Genomic DNA, 15,742 nt, shown 5'->3' on the forward strand with positions numbered 1-15,742 from the left:
AGATGCCTGCACCGCCAACTCACGGCCACGCTGCAGGATGTCGGTCATTTTCTGCATGGAACCTTCGGCCACCTGGGCCAGCGAGATTCCATCATTGGCGTTGCGTTTGGCTGCGTCCATGCCTCTGACCTGCGTGAGCATGCGTTCACTGATCGCCAAACCCGCCGCATCATCCTTCGCGGTGTTGACACGCAGGCCCGAAGACAGGCGCTGCATGGTTGTAGCCCTCTTCGGTCATCACCACATCTGATGGACCTCAGGATGTTGATGCATGGCTTGGCAGCCATGACAGTCTTATTTGATCACCAGGCGCTTGTCGCGCTCCAAGCGTGCGCCGGGAACCTCTTGACCATCGAGCAGCCGCTTGCGTATTTCGTCCTTATCCAAGCGCCACACGGTGCATTTCACGTGCTGCCTGCCAATATGACCGCCAAGCAGTTCTCGGAGCACATGAAAGATGTCACGTCTCGTTTTCATGGTGCCGTGTGGGACGCCTGGGTGACTTTGATTGCAAAAAAAGCGCAGAAGGTCCGTAAATGGCTTGCCGAGAACCTTGCCCAGGTGGAGGAAGAGCTACTGCAAGGGCTGCAAGTCAACAACCCCGTCACTGCTCGTCTGGTGCGAGGCATGGCCGCTTGGGCTTGTGCTGGTTTGCTGGCTGTGCGCTACAAGCTGCTGGACACTGATCGCAAGGTCATCATCGCTGCCGTTCGCCTGGTGCTTGAAGAGCATCTGAAGCGCAACGTTCATGGCAGTCATAGCATTGCTGAGCAGGTGCTGGGAGCTGTACGTGCCTGTATCGACCAAAACGCGAGCAAGTTTCCGCCCTTGGCACAGTTCCACTCACCAGAGCACTCGGGCATCTTTGGCTATCGCGTTGGACATGGCGAGGATGCCGAGTTTTTGTTCCTACCCTCCGTGTTCGATCAGCAATTCGGTCAGAAATATGGCAGTGAGGCAACTGCTCGCGCATTGAAGGACGCTGGCTATCTGAAATGCACCAAAGGTGCTGGCTACCAGCCAACGCAGGCTGTCACAACGTCACGACCGAAATCATGCACAGCCCATAAATAAGACGATACGGATGAGCGACGGGGCTAACAGATGAGGGCATCTTTACCCCCTGGTTGTCACAATGTCACAGCTATTGCAACAACACCGGGTGCGGCACCCGGTGAACTTGACCCGCCATCCAGCAGGTGCATCCGAAGCGCCTCGTTACGTGTAAGATGTACAAAATTCTGCACCATATTCGTCAACTGGAGGCCCCCATGGCAATCTCAGCCAGCGACGTGATCCCCCTTTCTCACGCTCGTGCCAACTTTTCTGAGTTGGCGGAGGACGTTCGAGCGGGCGCCGAGAAGATCATCACCAAGAACGGTGAGGCGTTCATCGCCATCATTGATGCGAAACGCCTGGACTACTACCACCAGCTAGAGCGCGAGCGCATCCACCTGCTGCTGATCGACGAGGCATCCAAGGGCCTGGATGACGTGGCTGCCGGACGCACCCAAGATGCTCGCGCAGCACTGACAACCATCAAAAAACGACGCGCAGCCGCTTGAGTACCGTTGGCATCCCATGACCAACCGCGTGACCATCAAGCTCACCGCCAATTTTGAGCGGAACTTGGCCGACATCGAACAGTTCCTGACCGAGGCAGAAGCCCCTCAGGCATTCGACGGCCTGATCGACGAGTTACTCGGCACGGTGCTGCCAAACCTAGAACGGTTTCCCGAGCTAGGCAGGCCGTTTTTCAATCGGGCCGTCGGCTCTGCGGAGGCTACCAACGCCACTGCCGCACTGAAAGCCAAGCTGGCAGCTCTGGTGGGCACCTCGTTGACCAGCTTGCGTGAGTATGTGATGAACCACTACCTGGTGCTGTATGTGCAGGTTGAAGACACCCTTTTCCTGCTGTCGATCAAGCACCACAAACAACTGTCATTCGACTTCGAAGGGCATTGGGGAGGCAGTGCGTGAGCGAAGCAAAAAAATCAACGGGGTGTCGAGCGAGGGAGGGAAGCGATGAAGTTTGTCAGTAACGCTGGATCTGATCGGGTTTTGGACCTGATCCGCCCTTGGCTCAAGCCCGACCATCGGATGGACATGGTGTCGCCATCCTTCTCTCTGTATGCCTTCTCCGAAGTATTGACAGAGCTGCCTCACCTGTCGAATGCACGCTTGGTGGTGCCCCCAAACTCCACCGCCCCGACCAAAGGCACAGAGCAAGAGCAGTTGGGCTTGTTGGGGACGGCGGCAGACAGAGCCTCCCGAAACAAGTTGCAGGCCCCCTGGCTGGCGAGAAAGTTGGCTGCCTGGCTTGAAAGCAAAGCCGATGTTCGTCATGCCAGCGGCCCCGTTCCCCAGGGCACGTTGGTTCTAAGGGATGCACAAGGCTCCGCACAACAGGCTGCGCTCGGCTCCTTTTCATTCAGCAGCGAAGGCTTGGGTGTCACACCCGGCAACCCGCTCAGTCTGATTCAGGCATCCGAAAGCCCTGCCGAAGCGCAAATGCTCAGCCAGTGTGTCGGCGCCGATCCAAATCTGAGCCACCGTGCCGACTGAATATTGAGCCAGGGGTGGAAGCCGACGTTTCAAGGGTCGGCTGTGGATAAGTGTAGGTGCTATCCTGGTTTGCTGATCTCCTTGCTGATGTGTTGAAGGCGCTGGGCAAGCCGCGAAGGGCGTAGCCCGTAGCGGCTTGCCCTGCGCGGTGCCTGCTCAGAATGGGTCGGGCTCAGCCTGCGTTGAGGCACTCTTTCGGTCCTGTTCCCGGGCCTTGATCCGCTTCTTCGCAGCGGCCGTGCTGCGGCTGAACCGGATCGACTCGTTGCCCGTCTCCACGATGTGGCAGTGGTGCGTGAGACGGTCCAGCAGCGCGGTGGTCATCTTCGCGTCGCCGAACACGCTGGACCATTCGGCGAAGTCCAGGTTGGTCGTGATCATCACGCTGGTGTGTTCGTACAGCTTGCTCAGCAGGTGGAACAGCAGCGCCCCGCCGGCCTGGCTGAACGGCAGATAACCCAGCTCGTCCAGGATGATCAGGTCCATGCGCAGCAAGCTGGTGGCGATGCGACCGGCCTTGCCCTGCGCCTTCTCCTGCTCCAGTGCGTTAACCAGATCGACCGTGGAGTAGAACCGCACCCGCTTGCCATGGCGGGTGATGCCCGAGACGCCGATGGCAGTGGCCAGATGGGTCTTGCCCGTGCCCGGGCCGCCCACCAGCACCACGTTGTGCGCCTCGTCGGTAAAGGCAGTGCCGGCCAGCGTGGTGACGAGCTTTCGGTCCACCGGCGAGACCGAGAAGTCAAAGCCCGCCATGTCCCGGTGCACCGGGAACTTCGCCGCGTGCATCTGGTGGCTGATCGAGCGCATCGCCCGGTCCGTGCCCTCGGCCTGCAGCAGGTGCTCGATCAGCCAGCGCGAGGTCTCGATGCCCAGGCCGCCGCCATCGCCACCGCCTTGCTCGACCAGATCAGCCCAGGCACCGGCCATGCCGTGCAGGCGCAGCGCCTTGAGTTCGACCAGCACATCAGTCTTCATGGCGGGCTCCTTCGGTGGTGGCGCCCACGGCACTGTCCGCGGTGTCGGCCCGAAGGCTGTCGTAGCGGGCCGTGTTTGCCAGCGGTGGCGTTGTCACCTTCAGCCGTGTGGCCGCCGTGGGAGGTGCCGGCTGCGCGTTGAGCCGGCTCAGCACGTTGACCACATGCTCCACGCTCACCTTGCCTGGCGCACCGCTCTCCAGCGCCAGCTCGATGGCCACCAGCACCGCGTCCAGACCGGCGCCAAGCACAATCGCCAGCACTTGCGCCATCACCCGGTCGCCTCCCGGGTTACGCAATAGCCCGCGGCGCAGCCGCTGCAGTGGCTCGGGCATGTCCGCAAAGGGCGCTCCGTTTCTCAGCGCCCCGGGCTTTCTCTGCAGCAGCGGGATGTAGTGCTGCCAGTCGTACCGGGTCTCGCCCGCGTTGCTCAGACGTTCGTGGCGGGCGATGACCTCATCATCGGCCACGATGACCACGCGGCCCGGGTACAGCCGCGTGCTCACCATCTGGCCCACGCGTTCGCACGGCACCGAATACCGGTTGCGCGCCACAGACACCAGGCAGGTGCTGGAAACCCGCGCGGGTTTCTCGACGTAGCCGTCGAAGGGCAGCGGCATGGGCATGAGGTGCGCCCGCTCGTGTTCGAGCATCTCCGACACGCTGAACTGCTTGTGCTCGGGGTGGCGTACCTCGTCCCACAACGCGCGGCAGCGCTGGCCCAGCCAGGCGTTGAGTTCGGTGAAGCTGCCGAACTTGATCTGCGCCGCGTCGATCCAGATGCGTCGGCGGCTGTCCTGCACGTTCTTCTCCACCACCCCTTTCTCCCAGCCGCTGGCCACGTTGCAGAAGTCCGGGTCATAGAGGTAGTGCGCGCACATGGTGGCAAAGCGCTCGTTGACGATGCGTCCCTTGCCCTTCTTGACCTTGTCTACAGCGGTCTTCATGTTGTCGTAGATGCCCCGGCGTGCCACGCCGCCCAGCGCGGCGAACGATCGGGTGTGGGCATCGAACAGCATCTCGTGACCCTGGCTGGGGTACGCCACCAGCCAGAAGGCCCGCGAAGCACACAGCTTCATATGCGAGACCTGCACCCGGTAGTAGATGCCGCCGATCACCATGCCTTCCTCGCTCCAGTCGAACTGGAAAGCCTCTCCCAGCTCGAAGGCCAGCGGCACGAAGGCATTGACGGCCGCCCCCTGACCCTCGCTCTGGCGCCACGCCCGGATGAAGTCGGTCACCCGCGTGTAACCCCCTTCGTAGCCCGCTTGCCTGATCTCGGCGTACAGCGCCTTGGCCGTGCGCCGCTCGTGTTTGGGCCGCCGTGCATCGGCCTTCAAGGCCAGCATGAGCGCGTCATGAAACGCCGTCAGTTTGTTGGGCTGTTCGCTGCGGCGGTACCTCGGTGGGCCGTCCACCTCGCCGTGCAGCCACTTCGCCACCGTGTTGCGCGATAGCCCTGTCATGCGCGATATCTCGCGCTCCGATTTGTTCTTGCGGGCATACAAATGCCGGATCCTGCCAATCATGTCCATGGTGATCACTCCTTGTCCTCTGCTGCACAAAAAAGCAGCAGATTAAGTTGTTCACCTGGCTCAGTTTTGGGTCGGCACTACCCTCAAAAGTGGCTCAGTTTTCGGTCGGCGCCAACACCCAAGCAGGTAAATTGCACCTTCAGGCCCGGTGCGCACGTCGCGGATAGCCGCGCGAGGTCATTCCGCCCACGATCTTGTTGTAATACTTGCCCAGACTCCCCTTGCGCTTCCACGCCGCCATCGTGCGACGCAGACCAGCGGCTTCGCCGGGTATGAAGTCCGCCGCCTCGCGCGCGAGCGCGGGCGTTTTGAGGTAGGAGCGCAGATGGGGGGACAAACCGCTCATGTTTCGTCAAACAATGGTGTGGCAGGTAACCGCTAGGTGATGCGATTTCTACATCGTTCTCGCTGCGATACCCAACTTTGTAGAACCAAAAGCAGTTGTCCAGCAGCGTTTCCCGTCCGCTGTCTACTCTTTCTACTCTATTACATGGGTTGTTTGACTAGTGAGGGATCAGCGTGTTAGCAACAACATTTTTACTGGCGCTTGCGCAAGCACGCTGAAAACGTATGAATCGAAAAACTTGGTAGAAGCGGTAGATTGAGGGAAAGGCTTTTTTGTCCGACAACACATTTAACCCACGGCAATCTGTAAAAACTGTGTGAGCGACCTGTGGACGTAAAAGTAGGCCCGCTTTCATGGGGTTGGCGACGCACAAAGACGCCTGCGACCGTCCCGCTGGCTGATGCCGCTGACGCCGCCATCCCTTCATTCCGTAAGAACAACAGAAGAGAACGTCCAGCACAGAGTCCCATTGGTTATCAACCGTATCCGGCTTGCTCGCCCGTGCGTCAGATAGGGGGTACGTCATTGGGAGCAGAGACGATTTGATTCAGCGGAAATCCATGCGCCCTATTCTTGCTCCCCCGCCCAAAACTGGTTGCCGGCAGCGCTTCATAGCCCTCAACCCGCGGCAGATGGCTCTGCCAGTCAGATTCGAAGGGAGTGCCCCGCAAAAGGGTGCCAATCGACGAACCATCTCGGATTACGGCAAAAAATTGTCCCTTGTTACCCAGTTTGGTGACAGTCATGCCACGCTCCTGGAGCATCTGCTTAGCGCGATCGGCCGAGATGTCTACGCCTGAGCTCCAGTAGCCCGCGGCCAGTCCGACAAGCGTGCGCACCGCAACCGACGAGCCCTTCTCGATGATGGTGGCATCCAGCAATTGATCCAGGCAGCGCGACGCGTCAGGTGCCGCGCTACGCTCCACATAGTCATCAAAGTGGATGCGATCAACAATTTCCCTTGCCATTTCAGGGTTCAAAGCCTCGGTGTTGTACAGACACCAATAGCCTGCCAGCAAAGTGCCGTATTGATCACCATGGCGGCGATTGCCGTCCAGTTTGTCCGCCACGGCGGTGCTAAAAATATTGATGCATTCCTGGACTACTGGTGCCATTTGGAGGGCCCTGGCCAGTAGGCGTGCAGGCCAGCTTTTATCAGCTGCAATGGCGATCAACATACGGTTCATTTGAGGCCAGTTATCGCAATTTTTCTCATTGCGCCTCGGACTGATCAGCTCCAGAAGAGAAAAGCGCGAGGCATCCGACGCCCTTCCGACCAAGACAGTTCCAATGCTGCCGAAGCAAAACATGCTCCGAATACGAAATTCCATGGCCTTGCCCCCCACAGTGCCCTTGACTACTGAGGCGTCACCAGCGCTGGATGCTCCCCGCGCCAGCGTCAATATTTCGCGGATTCGGTTTCTGCCTTGATCGCTGTTGGACTCTGCTTCATCAAGGATGACAGGGCTCGCATCGCCCCGCAGCGTCTGTCGAATTCCAGCCGCCGAGGAGTCGCCCCCATCGACTTGCACTTTGAAACGCCCAAGGAGTGAACCAACATATCGCTCAAGGATGGACGACTTGCCAGAGCCGGCAGGGCCAGACACCCAAATATGCGGACGCCAGTTCAGGACCCCGCAGATAGGCGCCAGGAAGACCCAGCCAGCGAGGAGCATCACAGACGAGGGGTTTTTCCAGCTCGCCATTTGAGCAACCTTAATCAAATGGAGGCCATCGTCATTTGTCGCGGGTACGCATAGGTCGGGCAACGGATCGGATGCCTCATAGATATAGCGGCCTAGGGTCGCATAAAGGTCCATGTTCACGCCTTCGACCGTCAAGCGGTCTCCATGGTGGAAAACGATGCGGTTGTTATCCATCCACGCGCCGCGACCGCGCAACCGATCCTGAGGATCAAACGGCCCCCTGCGGTTTGCAACCTCGAAGATCCACTCCGCAGCCCGGGTTTTATCCACCCCGTTTTTGCTTGGGAAACTGGTTTCCCACCAATTGATCGGTGCGAGCTCAGCTAGTCCGACTTCGGTGAAATCCTTGCGAGTGCGAGAAATCACCTGGCGTTTTGCCTTGTGATAAAAAATGTACTGCTCACCATGAAAACCCAGGACCAAAAAATGATCGTCGCTTTCTCCGGCTAAGGTGTCCATCTGGTGCTCGCGTGGCACTTTCAAAACATCGGTAACAGGACGAAGCGCATCGCCAGGTAGCTGAGCAACCGGTGAGAAGCCTTCAGGGTGTGGGGTAGGGCTCTCCAAAACACGGCAGATGACGTCGGCCACCGCTTCAATGTCCAGGGCAACGTGCAAATCGTTGAAGTCACCACCATTGGGCGGATAGACAACCAAGCAGCCAGATTCCTTCGCCGCCTTGTTGGCCTCGGTGAGTCCCGGATTGCCCTCGGTACCGGTGTCGTTGTCGGCTGCGATGACGATCAGAGCGTCCGGTGATCGTGCTCGGATGCTGCGCGCCACTGCGCGTAGGTTGCCAGCGTCCACGCAGACCATGACCATGTGGCCCGTGGCCTCGTGCACGCTCGCACCTGTGGCATAGCCCTCGACCAGGATGAAGACAGGGCGGCCATCGACCACCAGCGGCTTCGAACCGATGACGAAAAAGTTGCCGGACTTCCGGCCGTTCTTGAGCAGGGACTTGCGGCCGTCTGGCTTGGCGCTGAACGCCTGGAGCGTCCAGATTTTCCGGCTGCGATCCATGATCGGCATCAGCAGCGCCTGCATGCCGAGGATCTTCACCTCGCCAGTGTCCGGGTCCACAATTTCGATTTCAAAGCGCCCATAGCGCAAGCCGTGCGACTTGACGCCCTTGCGCGCCAGGTAAGCGTGGCCCTCACAGGGCGCAGCGGCATCCCACAGCGCCTGCGCTTTGACAGCAGCGGCCTCCTGGGCGGCCAGATCTTGCGCAGCGGCCAGCGCATCACGCTCGGCGCGCTGCTTGCGGCGTTGCTCGATCTCAGCGTCCGATGGCTTCTTGTAGGAGGTGTCGTCCTTCCAGCCGGCCTGCTTGGCATCGTAGAACAACGACGCGATAGTGATGCCCTTGCCGGCTTTTACTGACTTCCAGACATCGCGCGCATCGATGGCGCGGTAGGCGTCACTGAGCGACGACCACTGGTCCCAAATTTCAAAGCCGTCGTCATCAAACTCCGATTTGATGGCCATGGCCTGCCGGACCCAGACAGCCCGGGTTTCGGGTGAAAGGTGACTGAGAGCAGCGCGAACACGTTCTGGGTCCTCCGAATGTGCTGACGTTGAGGGCCCCGTGTGCGGGTTTTGTGATCCTGGGCTCATGGCAGGACACCTCGATTCGAAGGAAATGCCACTTGGGGTGATACGCCGGCCCCGTCCAAATGATCAGTGGTCGCAAAGGAGGTTATGAGCCAGTTGATGCGGGCGGATTGCATCACGAATCCACGCCAACGACTACCTTCTGTGCGCTCGCCTCACGCTCGCGCAACCAAGCGCGAACGGTACCCACTCGCCAAGCGGTGACACCAGCGCCAAGCTTCACTGGCGAAGGGAACTTGGCCTCTTTCACCATACGCCACAAGGTCGTGCCAGAGAAGGGAAGCACGCTTCCCAGAAGCTGCGCCTGGCGCACAAAGGCGCTGTCAGGGAGTTTGTCAAATTGGTGCATGTTGGCAGGCAGTACAGGTTGCAATCGCCCGCACTTTGCCCACCTGGTCGCCCAATGTCACCGACAGGAATGGTGGGGGGTATTCATGTCGTTAGCCCCACCTTCAGCATTCGCTGGCCTTCAGCGATAAGCCTAATCAGCCATGCTCAGCCAGCTTGCTAGTCCGTTGAATCATTGAAATTGGCTGTATCGACGCTGTGGGTTGTCGTACTTCCATTTGATCGGCTTGGGGTCCTTGTTGTACTGGCGGATGTAGCGCATGAGCTTCTTGTCCAGGTCCTTGACCGATGTGAAGATGCTCCGGCTGATCACGTCGCGCTGGATGCGCGCGAACCAGTTCTCGACCTGGTTGAGCCACGAGGAATACGTGGGCGTGTAGTGGATCTGGACGTTCGTATGCTTGCTCAGGAAGGCTTTCACAAGCTCGGTCTTGTGGCTGCTGACGTTGTCGCAGATGACGTGAATCTCGCGGCCCTGAGGCTGGCCGGCCACAATATCACTCAAGAAACCGACGAACTGTTCGCTGGTGTGGCGCGGGGCCGTCATGCCCAACACCTCGCCGGTGGTGGTGTTCAACGCGGCAAAAAGACTGAGGGTGCCGTTGCGCTTGTATTCGAAGCCGTGGCTTTCTGCACGGCCGGGCGCCAAAGGCAGCATGCGGTCTTTGCGATCGAGCGCCTGGATGGCCGTCTTCTCGTCCACGCAGAACACTGCGGCATGCGCCGGCGGGTTCAGGTACAGGCCGATCACATCCGCGGCCTTGGTCTCGAAGTCCGGGTCGTTGGAGACGAGGTGCCGCTGCAGGCGGTGCGGCTGCACACCGTGCTTGCGCCAGATGCGTTGCACGGTAGAGAACGAGACATCGCCCAGTTCTGCTGCCAGCTTGCGACTGCTCCAGTGCGTGGAGCCGTCCTTGGGCTTGTGTTTGAGCGTCTTGTTGAGCACGCGGGCCTCCAGCTTGGCCACCGGCTGCACGGGCGCGCGACCCGGATGCAGCGATACCAGCCGGGCCAGACCTTGAAGTTCGAACGCCTGCGTCCAGCGCGTGATGAACGCGTCGTTGCAGGCGAGCTTGTCCCGGATGTCAACCCGGCGCTCGCAGTCGGCCCACAGCAGCACGCAGCGCGCCCGCCGCGCAAGCGCCGCGCCTACACTGCGCTTGCGGATCACCGCCTCCAGTTGGCCGCGCTCGTCGTCCGTCAATAGCATTCTGTACATACCCTCCAATATGGAGCATACACAGCTAATTTCAATGATTCAGTGGACTAGTAGCACGATCAATGAGACAGAGCAGGTCGTTTCGCATGGCCATAACTTGAGCGGGCGCTGCAGCAAGGCGGTCCTTCAAAAGGGGCTGCCCTGCCGGCGGAATTCCTTCGTGAAGCCGCAGATCAAGCAGAACTGCTTCCCGGTATTCCTCATTGCTCACGCCGTCCCGCCAAGCTCGGAAACGACATCTCCCTTCAGGCGACCAACCTAACAGCCATTGATAGTCACGCGTCGCTCGCTCCACGTGGCGTTCGTCAACGTGGAACTGCTTGGCCACAAGCCTCAGTGCTTCAGCTCTGGCGCAGACCGCCTGATCGAGCAGTTCGAAATAGCGGTACGCCATTTCCACGCCCTTCAGGGCGGTATTCTCTTTCTTGTGCCTTCCTGCCGCCCTACCTGGTAGCTTCTCGTTGAGAAGTGCGACGGCAAGAATCGCATTTGCGATCTTCTGGAGCTCTGGTGACACTACGTTGCCAAGAGCGGCAGCCTCGGCCACGCGTTCAAGCACACGTCTGTCAGCACCAGGGACGTTTTTTGCAAAGGCCTGGGCAACTTCAGCGTCTTGCGCCAAATGCGTTACCTGCCGATCAGTCTTTGCCATGACCGGTCCGTATCTCATGACGCGCAACGACTACAAAATCAGCCCACTCTTGCATCAGAATGCGGCGCTTTTCCAGGGCGTCCGAGCGCCGGTATGTGGCCTCGGTCTTGTCGTCCAGAGTGTGCGCAAGGGCAAATTCAATCATGTCGCGAGGGTGGTGGGTGCGGTCACCAGCCCAGTCTCGAAAGGAGCTGCGAAATCCATGCACCGTGCACTCAACACTCATGCGGCGCAGCACTGAGGTCAATGTCATGTCGCTCAGCACGCCTCCACGCGGCGCTGGAAAAACAAGAGATACGCTGTCCTCCCGTGGCATAGCCTTGAGCAGCGTCATAGCCTGCCGTGAAAGTGGCACCCGGTGCTCCTTTTTCGCCTTCATGCGCTCCGCAGGTACAACCCAAATCCCGGACTCGAGGTCGAATTCTTCCCATTTAGCGCCCCGCACCTCGCCAGATCGTGCCGCCGTGAGAATGGTCAACTCAAGCGCGCGGGCGCCCATGCCGACAGCTTCGCGAAGGCGAACCATGAAATTCGGAACATCATCAATTGGCAACGCAGCGTGATGTTTGACCTTGGCAACGTCGCCAGGCTTGTCGAGTACCGCGTCAAGATTGCCCTTCCATCTTGCAGGATTGAGGCCCTGCCGGTACTTGTGCGCCGTGGCGTAGTCCAGCACCTTCTCGATCCGGCCGCGCACTCTGCTCGCCGTCTCGGTCTTGACAACCCAGATCGGCGACAGCACGCGCAGTACGTGCGACATCTCAATTTCATTCACGGGCATGCTGCCCAGGATCGGGCTGGCGTAGGTCTGAAGCGTGGCTGACCACTGCGCACGATGTTTGTCGTTTTTCCACCCGAGGCCTTTCGCCTCCAACATCGACTTTGCACACTGATCGAAGGTTTTCGTGCTTGCGCGGTTTGCAACAGCTTCTCGCCGAACTCGTTGCCGACGCTCGATGGGGTCTAGCCCTTCTTCAATCTGCTGGCGGGCAGCCCTAGCTTTCTCGCGGGCCGCCGCGACACCGACAGCCGGGTACGAGCCCAAACCCATGCCTCTGCGTTTCCCAGCGATCATCGCCCTCAGCATCCACGAAGTCGCCCCTGTCTTGGTGACCTGCAGCAGAAGGCCATCAACACCGCCAACGGCATGCATGCCGGTTTTTTTGGCCTGGGCAATCTTGCTGACCGCCAGGGCGCCGAGCTCTTTAGCTTTGACAGGCATTTTTCCTACTTATCAACCTACTAGCCATAAATTTTGCGTTTGAATGATACGGTATGGAATGGGTTGAAACCGAAAATCAGTCTGCTCTCATAGGAGAAATTTGATCAGGCTTATGAAATGAAACGTGCTGAAATTTCTTGGAAGTTCGGTGGAGGCGGTCGCCCTCTCCGCCATTGACAAAGAAAAAACGGGCCCTCTGGGCCCGTTTTGCTTTTCGTCGATCCTGCAGGCGTTGCCCATGAAAACCTCCCCGGGCAGGCGCCCAGGTCCGACAGCCCATCGCTTTAGCACCTGGGTTGCAACCGACCGTAACTCCGCCTCTAGAGTCGCAGGTTTCGCCCTTGTCTTACAGACGGAACCGACGCGGATTGTTGAAATCTCACCGACAAGCCATTGAGGCTTGTCGGGGGTCATTGAGGCCCACTGATCCTTTTCTTTTGTTGAGGATTCGAGCCATGACCCGCCACCACTTTCAACCAGGTACCCGCGCCATCGCGGCATTCACCCTCACTGTAGTGCTGGCGATGCTGGCGGCCGTGCTGGGCCTGTTGCCCGACTTTGTCGTGCAGTCGGCCGATTCCATGACGCGCTTGCCCAACCAGCTGGACCAGCTTTTGCCAACCGGTGTGTCCGAGTAAGCCGCAGCGCCCCCGCTGCGGCGGACTGAGTAGCTGCGTTGCCGTAATGCCCGCAGACGTCAGCGCTGAACGCCAGCAACGCCACATCAATCCGGCTTGCCGCCGCGCTCCACGATGGCAATGCGTCGCTGCAGGCTGGCAGCGGCCTCGGTATCCCCTGCCGCCAGCGCCCGCTGCGCCTGCACCCCCAGCCATGCCAGCAAGGGCCGACGCCAGCCTTGTGCCGACGCCGTTTCCACTGCCATCGACACGGTGGCCGGGATGGCGCGGCCGGTTTTGAGCAAAACGCCCGCAGCCACCAGGCGCGATAGCGGATCCTCGATCCCGGAAAGCGGGGCCACAGCATCTGTTTGTGCTGCCTGAGCCGCGTTGCGCTGGGCAGTGGGCAGCAGCGCCATGTCCTGCAATGCAAGTTGCCCGGCCAGATAGTCAGCGTAGGCTTTTTCAGCGGCGGGGGCGTCCTGGCGCAGCGCCTCAAACCCTGCGCACGGCTCGAACACCAGGCTGGCCACACGCCCGGCGCAGCGCAGCAGTTCCAGCCGCGCCAACAGGTCCAGACGGCCCGTGCGGGCCAAGGCTTCGCGGGCACGGTCCCATTCCTGCTGTTCCACCCGGGTGTCGCCGGCAAGGTAGGCGTCCTGGGCCTTTTGCGATGCAGCATGGGCGTTCATTTGCCATTCGGGGGTGGGCGGGCCGCTGGCACAGGCCGCCAGTGTCAGGCCCAGGCACAGTGCGCTCCAACGGGCGAAGCCCTTCGTCGATGCAGCGGCGATGGTCATGGCAGTTGCAGCTCCGTGTTGCGCGCAAAGGGCCACTTGCGGTTGATTTCGTTGACCAGGCTTTCCACCTTGCGCAGGTTGCTTTCCACCTCGGCGCGCAAGGCGCCCAGATCGGTGGTGGCTTCGCGGGCGTTGGCGCCAATGGCCTGCGCCTCGACCAGCACCGCGTCCACCTTTTTGAGACTCGCCCGGGTTTCGGCCAGCAGAGCATTGAGCTGTACGACGGTGGCCCGCACCTCGGGCACCAGGGCGTCCTTGCTGCCGTCCTGGCCAAAGACCTGGCGGTCGGCGCGCGCCACCATGCCGTCGAGGCGGGCGAGCAAGGCATTGGTACGGTCCAGCGTGGCCACGATTTTTTTGGCATCGGCTTCGTTGCCCATCAGCACGCCCAACGCGCCGTTCGGCCCGTTCAGCCGCGCGGCCAGTTGCTGCACCTGCCCCAGGCTGGTGCCCAGCGCGGCGTCCTGGGCTGTGAGGGCGTTGAGATTGCCCAGCAGCTCGCGCGCTGACGCCATGAGCTGGGGGATTTCGGCTGTGGCATCGCCGCGCAGTACGGGGCGCACGGCGCCATCGGGCAACAGCGGGTCGCTGAGCATGCCGGTGTAGGCGCGGATGTTGGTGCCGCCCACGATGCCGCGCACCAGTGTGAACACGCTCGACTGGCGCAGCCAGTGCGCATCCTTGCGCGGCACGTCCACAACGATGCGGGCATTACCATCATCCGACAGTTCGATGCGCCGCACGCGGCCGATGGGGAAGCCCGAAAACGTCATGTCCATGCCCACCACCACGCCTTCGGAGTCGTCGGCCGTGAGCACCAGCGTTTGCGTGGGCTCGAAAGCGCCGCGTGCATACAGCAGGTACAGACCCGACCCCACGATGAGCAACAACGTGAACAACAGCAGGGCCGCGGCCTTGATCTGCAAATAAGCCACAGGGCGCAGCGGCTCCGCCAGCGGTGGCTGCTGCGGTGGCGGCGAGGAAGGGGTTGGGTCTGTCATGGAGGGCTGCACGGGTTCGGTAAGGCCATCGGTATCAATAGTAGTTGCCGACGAGCGAGCCCACCTCGATCAGCAGCAGCACGGCAAACATGCGTGCGAGGCCGCCCAGCTCGGAATCGGGCGTGACGCCCTCGCCCGCGTCGTACATGCCGGCCGTGGTGGGAATCAAGGCCACGGCCAGGCTGGAAAACAAAGTCTTGAGGGCAAACACCAGCGTCACCGCCGGCGAGAACACATGGCCAAACATGCGCGTGTAGCTGGGCAGGCCGGCCAGGTTGAAGCCATACACACTGAGGTAGGCCATGATCAGCGCCACCACACAGGACAACGCCGCCAGTGTGATGCTGGCAAACACGCCGGCCACAACGCGCGGCAGCAGTTCCATGCGCACAGGGTCGCCGCCCTGCGCACGCAGCGCGTCAAAGTGGCCCGACTGGCGCAGCAGCGCCAGTTGCGTGCCTTGGGGGATGGTGCAGCGCATCGCAACAAACAGCGTGGCCGTGAGCGGGATGAGTTCGAGCACCAGCACCCGTATCACCATTTCGAGCGCATAGCGTGACAGCCCATAGCTCAGCGCCGTCACCACCACGATGCGCGTGATGACCAGGGCCAGCAAGGCCGCCAGCACCGTGAACCCCATCAGGATGGGCGCTGTGTCGAGGTAGATATGGCGCGCCAGCGTGCGGCGCGCCGCCCGGGTGTAGCTGGAGGGCGACAGCACCAGCACCAGGATCACTGCGCCCAGGTACACGATGCGCCCCCAGGCCAGCGCCCAGCGCCGTGCGGTGCGCCACAGGCGCTCGGGCAGGGAATAACCGGGCAAGTGGGAGAGCATGGGCGGATCATAGCGTCCGCGTCACTGCGGCATTTGAAACAAAATACCAATCCAGCGCTTGACTGCAAAGCGCAAGCAGCTATCACTTTAGTAGCATTTCGGGATTTTGCGCGATGGCTCCCGACCTGCGCCGCAAGAACGATCTGATCATTGCTTAAAACACGCTCAAGCGTTTACCAGAAAAGCGCTAGCAGCTATCAATTTAGTTGCAAATTCAGGCCGCTCGGCACCACCCAGGGTTGATGCAAAGCAAGCCGGGCACCTCCCTTGCATGCTCCAATCCACTCCCGCCCCGCCCGACTGCC

Annotated in this window: 16 protein-coding genes and 1 pseudogene; 5 read left to right on the top strand and 12 right to left on the bottom strand. The window is 60.6% G+C overall.

Going from position 1 to position 15,742, the window contains the following annotated elements; translation table 11 throughout:
* Positions 1-3: 3 nt before the first annotated feature.
* Positions 4-225: pseudogene (locus CBP34_RS11670) on the bottom strand (flagellin N-terminal helical domain-containing protein); the annotation flags it as partial.
* 60 nt (positions 226-285) lie between these two features.
* Here CBP34_RS11670 and CBP34_RS11675 point away from each other — a divergent pair.
* The 4 genes from CBP34_RS11675 (at position 286) to CBP34_RS19450 (ending at position 2,565) form a co-directional block, all read left to right on the top strand.
* A complete protein-coding gene (locus tag CBP34_RS11675; RefSeq protein ID WP_157896463.1) occupies positions 286-1,074 on the top strand; it encodes a hypothetical protein in 789 nt (262 codons plus the stop codon).
* Between the two features lie 197 nt (positions 1,075-1,271).
* Complete coding sequence (locus CBP34_RS11680; protein ID WP_094099155.1) at positions 1,272-1,565, top strand: type II toxin-antitoxin system Phd/YefM family antitoxin; 294 nt, start codon at positions 1,272-1,274, stop codon at positions 1,563-1,565.
* A 16-nt stretch (positions 1,566-1,581) separates the two neighbouring features.
* Positions 1,582-1,980, top strand: coding sequence for a type II toxin-antitoxin system RelE/ParE family toxin (locus CBP34_RS11685; protein WP_094098106.1), 399 nt, complete (start codon positions 1,582-1,584; stop codon positions 1,978-1,980).
* 45 nt (positions 1,981-2,025) lie between these two features.
* Entirely contained in the window at positions 2,026-2,565 is a 540-nt protein-coding gene (locus CBP34_RS19450; RefSeq protein ID WP_157896464.1) for a phospholipase D-like domain-containing protein, read from the top strand.
* A 156-nt stretch (positions 2,566-2,721) separates the two neighbouring features.
* On the opposite strand, the gene istB is transcribed toward CBP34_RS19450, so the two are convergent.
* The 8 genes from istB to CBP34_RS11730 form a co-directional block, all read right to left on the bottom strand.
* Entirely contained in the window at positions 2,722-3,543 is an 822-nt protein-coding gene (gene istB, locus CBP34_RS11695) for an IS21-like element helper ATPase IstB (RefSeq protein WP_087745763.1), read from the bottom strand.
* Positions 3,533-5,077 (bottom strand): IS21 family transposase, encoded by a 1,545-nt coding sequence (gene istA, locus CBP34_RS11700; RefSeq protein WP_087748263.1) that lies wholly within the window; start codon positions 5,075-5,077, stop codon positions 3,533-3,535. Before istA ends, istB begins: the two co-directional genes overlap by 11 nt.
* A 139-nt stretch (positions 5,078-5,216) precedes the next feature.
* The gene (locus tag CBP34_RS11705; RefSeq protein WP_094098107.1) at positions 5,217-5,423 is read right to left on the bottom strand and encodes a hypothetical protein; all 207 of its coding nucleotides are present in this window, start codon (positions 5,421-5,423) and stop codon (positions 5,217-5,219) included.
* A gap of 506 nt (positions 5,424-5,929) precedes the next feature.
* The gene (locus tag CBP34_RS11710) at positions 5,930-8,617 is read right to left on the bottom strand and encodes a toprim domain-containing protein (RefSeq protein ID WP_236748408.1); all 2,688 of its coding nucleotides are present in this window, start codon (positions 8,615-8,617) and stop codon (positions 5,930-5,932) included.
* Between the two features lie 241 nt (positions 8,618-8,858).
* Positions 8,859-9,092 carry a helix-turn-helix transcriptional regulator gene (locus CBP34_RS11715; protein ID WP_094098109.1) on the bottom strand — a complete coding sequence of 78 codons (234 nt, stop codon included), beginning with the start codon at positions 9,090-9,092 and terminating at the stop codon, positions 8,859-8,861.
* 171 nt (positions 9,093-9,263) lie between these two features.
* Positions 9,264-10,310 (bottom strand): IS630 family transposase, encoded by a 1,047-nt coding sequence (locus CBP34_RS11720; protein WP_094098110.1) that lies wholly within the window; start codon positions 10,308-10,310, stop codon positions 9,264-9,266.
* Positions 10,311-10,341: 31 nt separating this feature from the next.
* The gene (locus CBP34_RS11725) at positions 10,342-10,962 is read right to left on the bottom strand and encodes a hypothetical protein (protein WP_094098111.1); all 621 of its coding nucleotides are present in this window, start codon (positions 10,960-10,962) and stop codon (positions 10,342-10,344) included.
* Complete coding sequence (locus CBP34_RS11730; RefSeq protein WP_094098112.1) at positions 10,949-12,184, bottom strand: tyrosine-type recombinase/integrase; 1,236 nt, start codon at positions 12,182-12,184, stop codon at positions 10,949-10,951. Before CBP34_RS11730 ends, CBP34_RS11725 begins: the two co-directional genes overlap by 14 nt.
* 455 nt (positions 12,185-12,639) lie before the next feature.
* Here CBP34_RS11730 and CBP34_RS11735 point away from each other — a divergent pair, with 455 nt between their 5' ends.
* Complete coding sequence (locus CBP34_RS11735; protein ID WP_086912689.1) at positions 12,640-12,822, top strand: hypothetical protein; 183 nt, start codon at positions 12,640-12,642, stop codon at positions 12,820-12,822.
* Positions 12,823-12,908: 86 nt separating this feature from the next.
* Here CBP34_RS11735 and CBP34_RS11740 read toward each other — a convergent pair whose 3' ends face one another.
* The 3 genes from CBP34_RS11740 to CBP34_RS11750 are packed head-to-tail and all read right to left on the bottom strand — an operon-like array spanning position 12,909 to position 15,437.
* A complete protein-coding gene (locus CBP34_RS11740) occupies positions 12,909-13,601 on the bottom strand; it encodes a hypothetical protein (protein WP_094098113.1) in 693 nt (230 codons plus the stop codon).
* On the bottom strand, positions 13,598-14,602 hold the full coding sequence (locus tag CBP34_RS11745) for an MlaD family protein (RefSeq protein ID WP_094098114.1): 1,005 nt from the start codon (positions 14,600-14,602) through the stop codon (positions 13,598-13,600). Before CBP34_RS11745 ends, CBP34_RS11740 begins: the two co-directional genes overlap by 4 nt.
* 34 nt (positions 14,603-14,636) lie before the next feature.
* Positions 14,637-15,437: an MlaE family ABC transporter permease gene (locus CBP34_RS11750; RefSeq protein ID WP_086912692.1), complete on the bottom strand. Its 801-nt coding sequence runs from the start codon at positions 15,435-15,437 to the stop codon at positions 14,637-14,639.
* Between the last annotated feature and the right edge of the window lie 305 nt (positions 15,438-15,742).

It is taken from the genome of Acidovorax carolinensis (assembly GCF_002157145.1).
Lineage (GTDB): Bacteria > Pseudomonadota > Gammaproteobacteria > Burkholderiales > Burkholderiaceae_C > Acidovorax > Acidovorax carolinensis.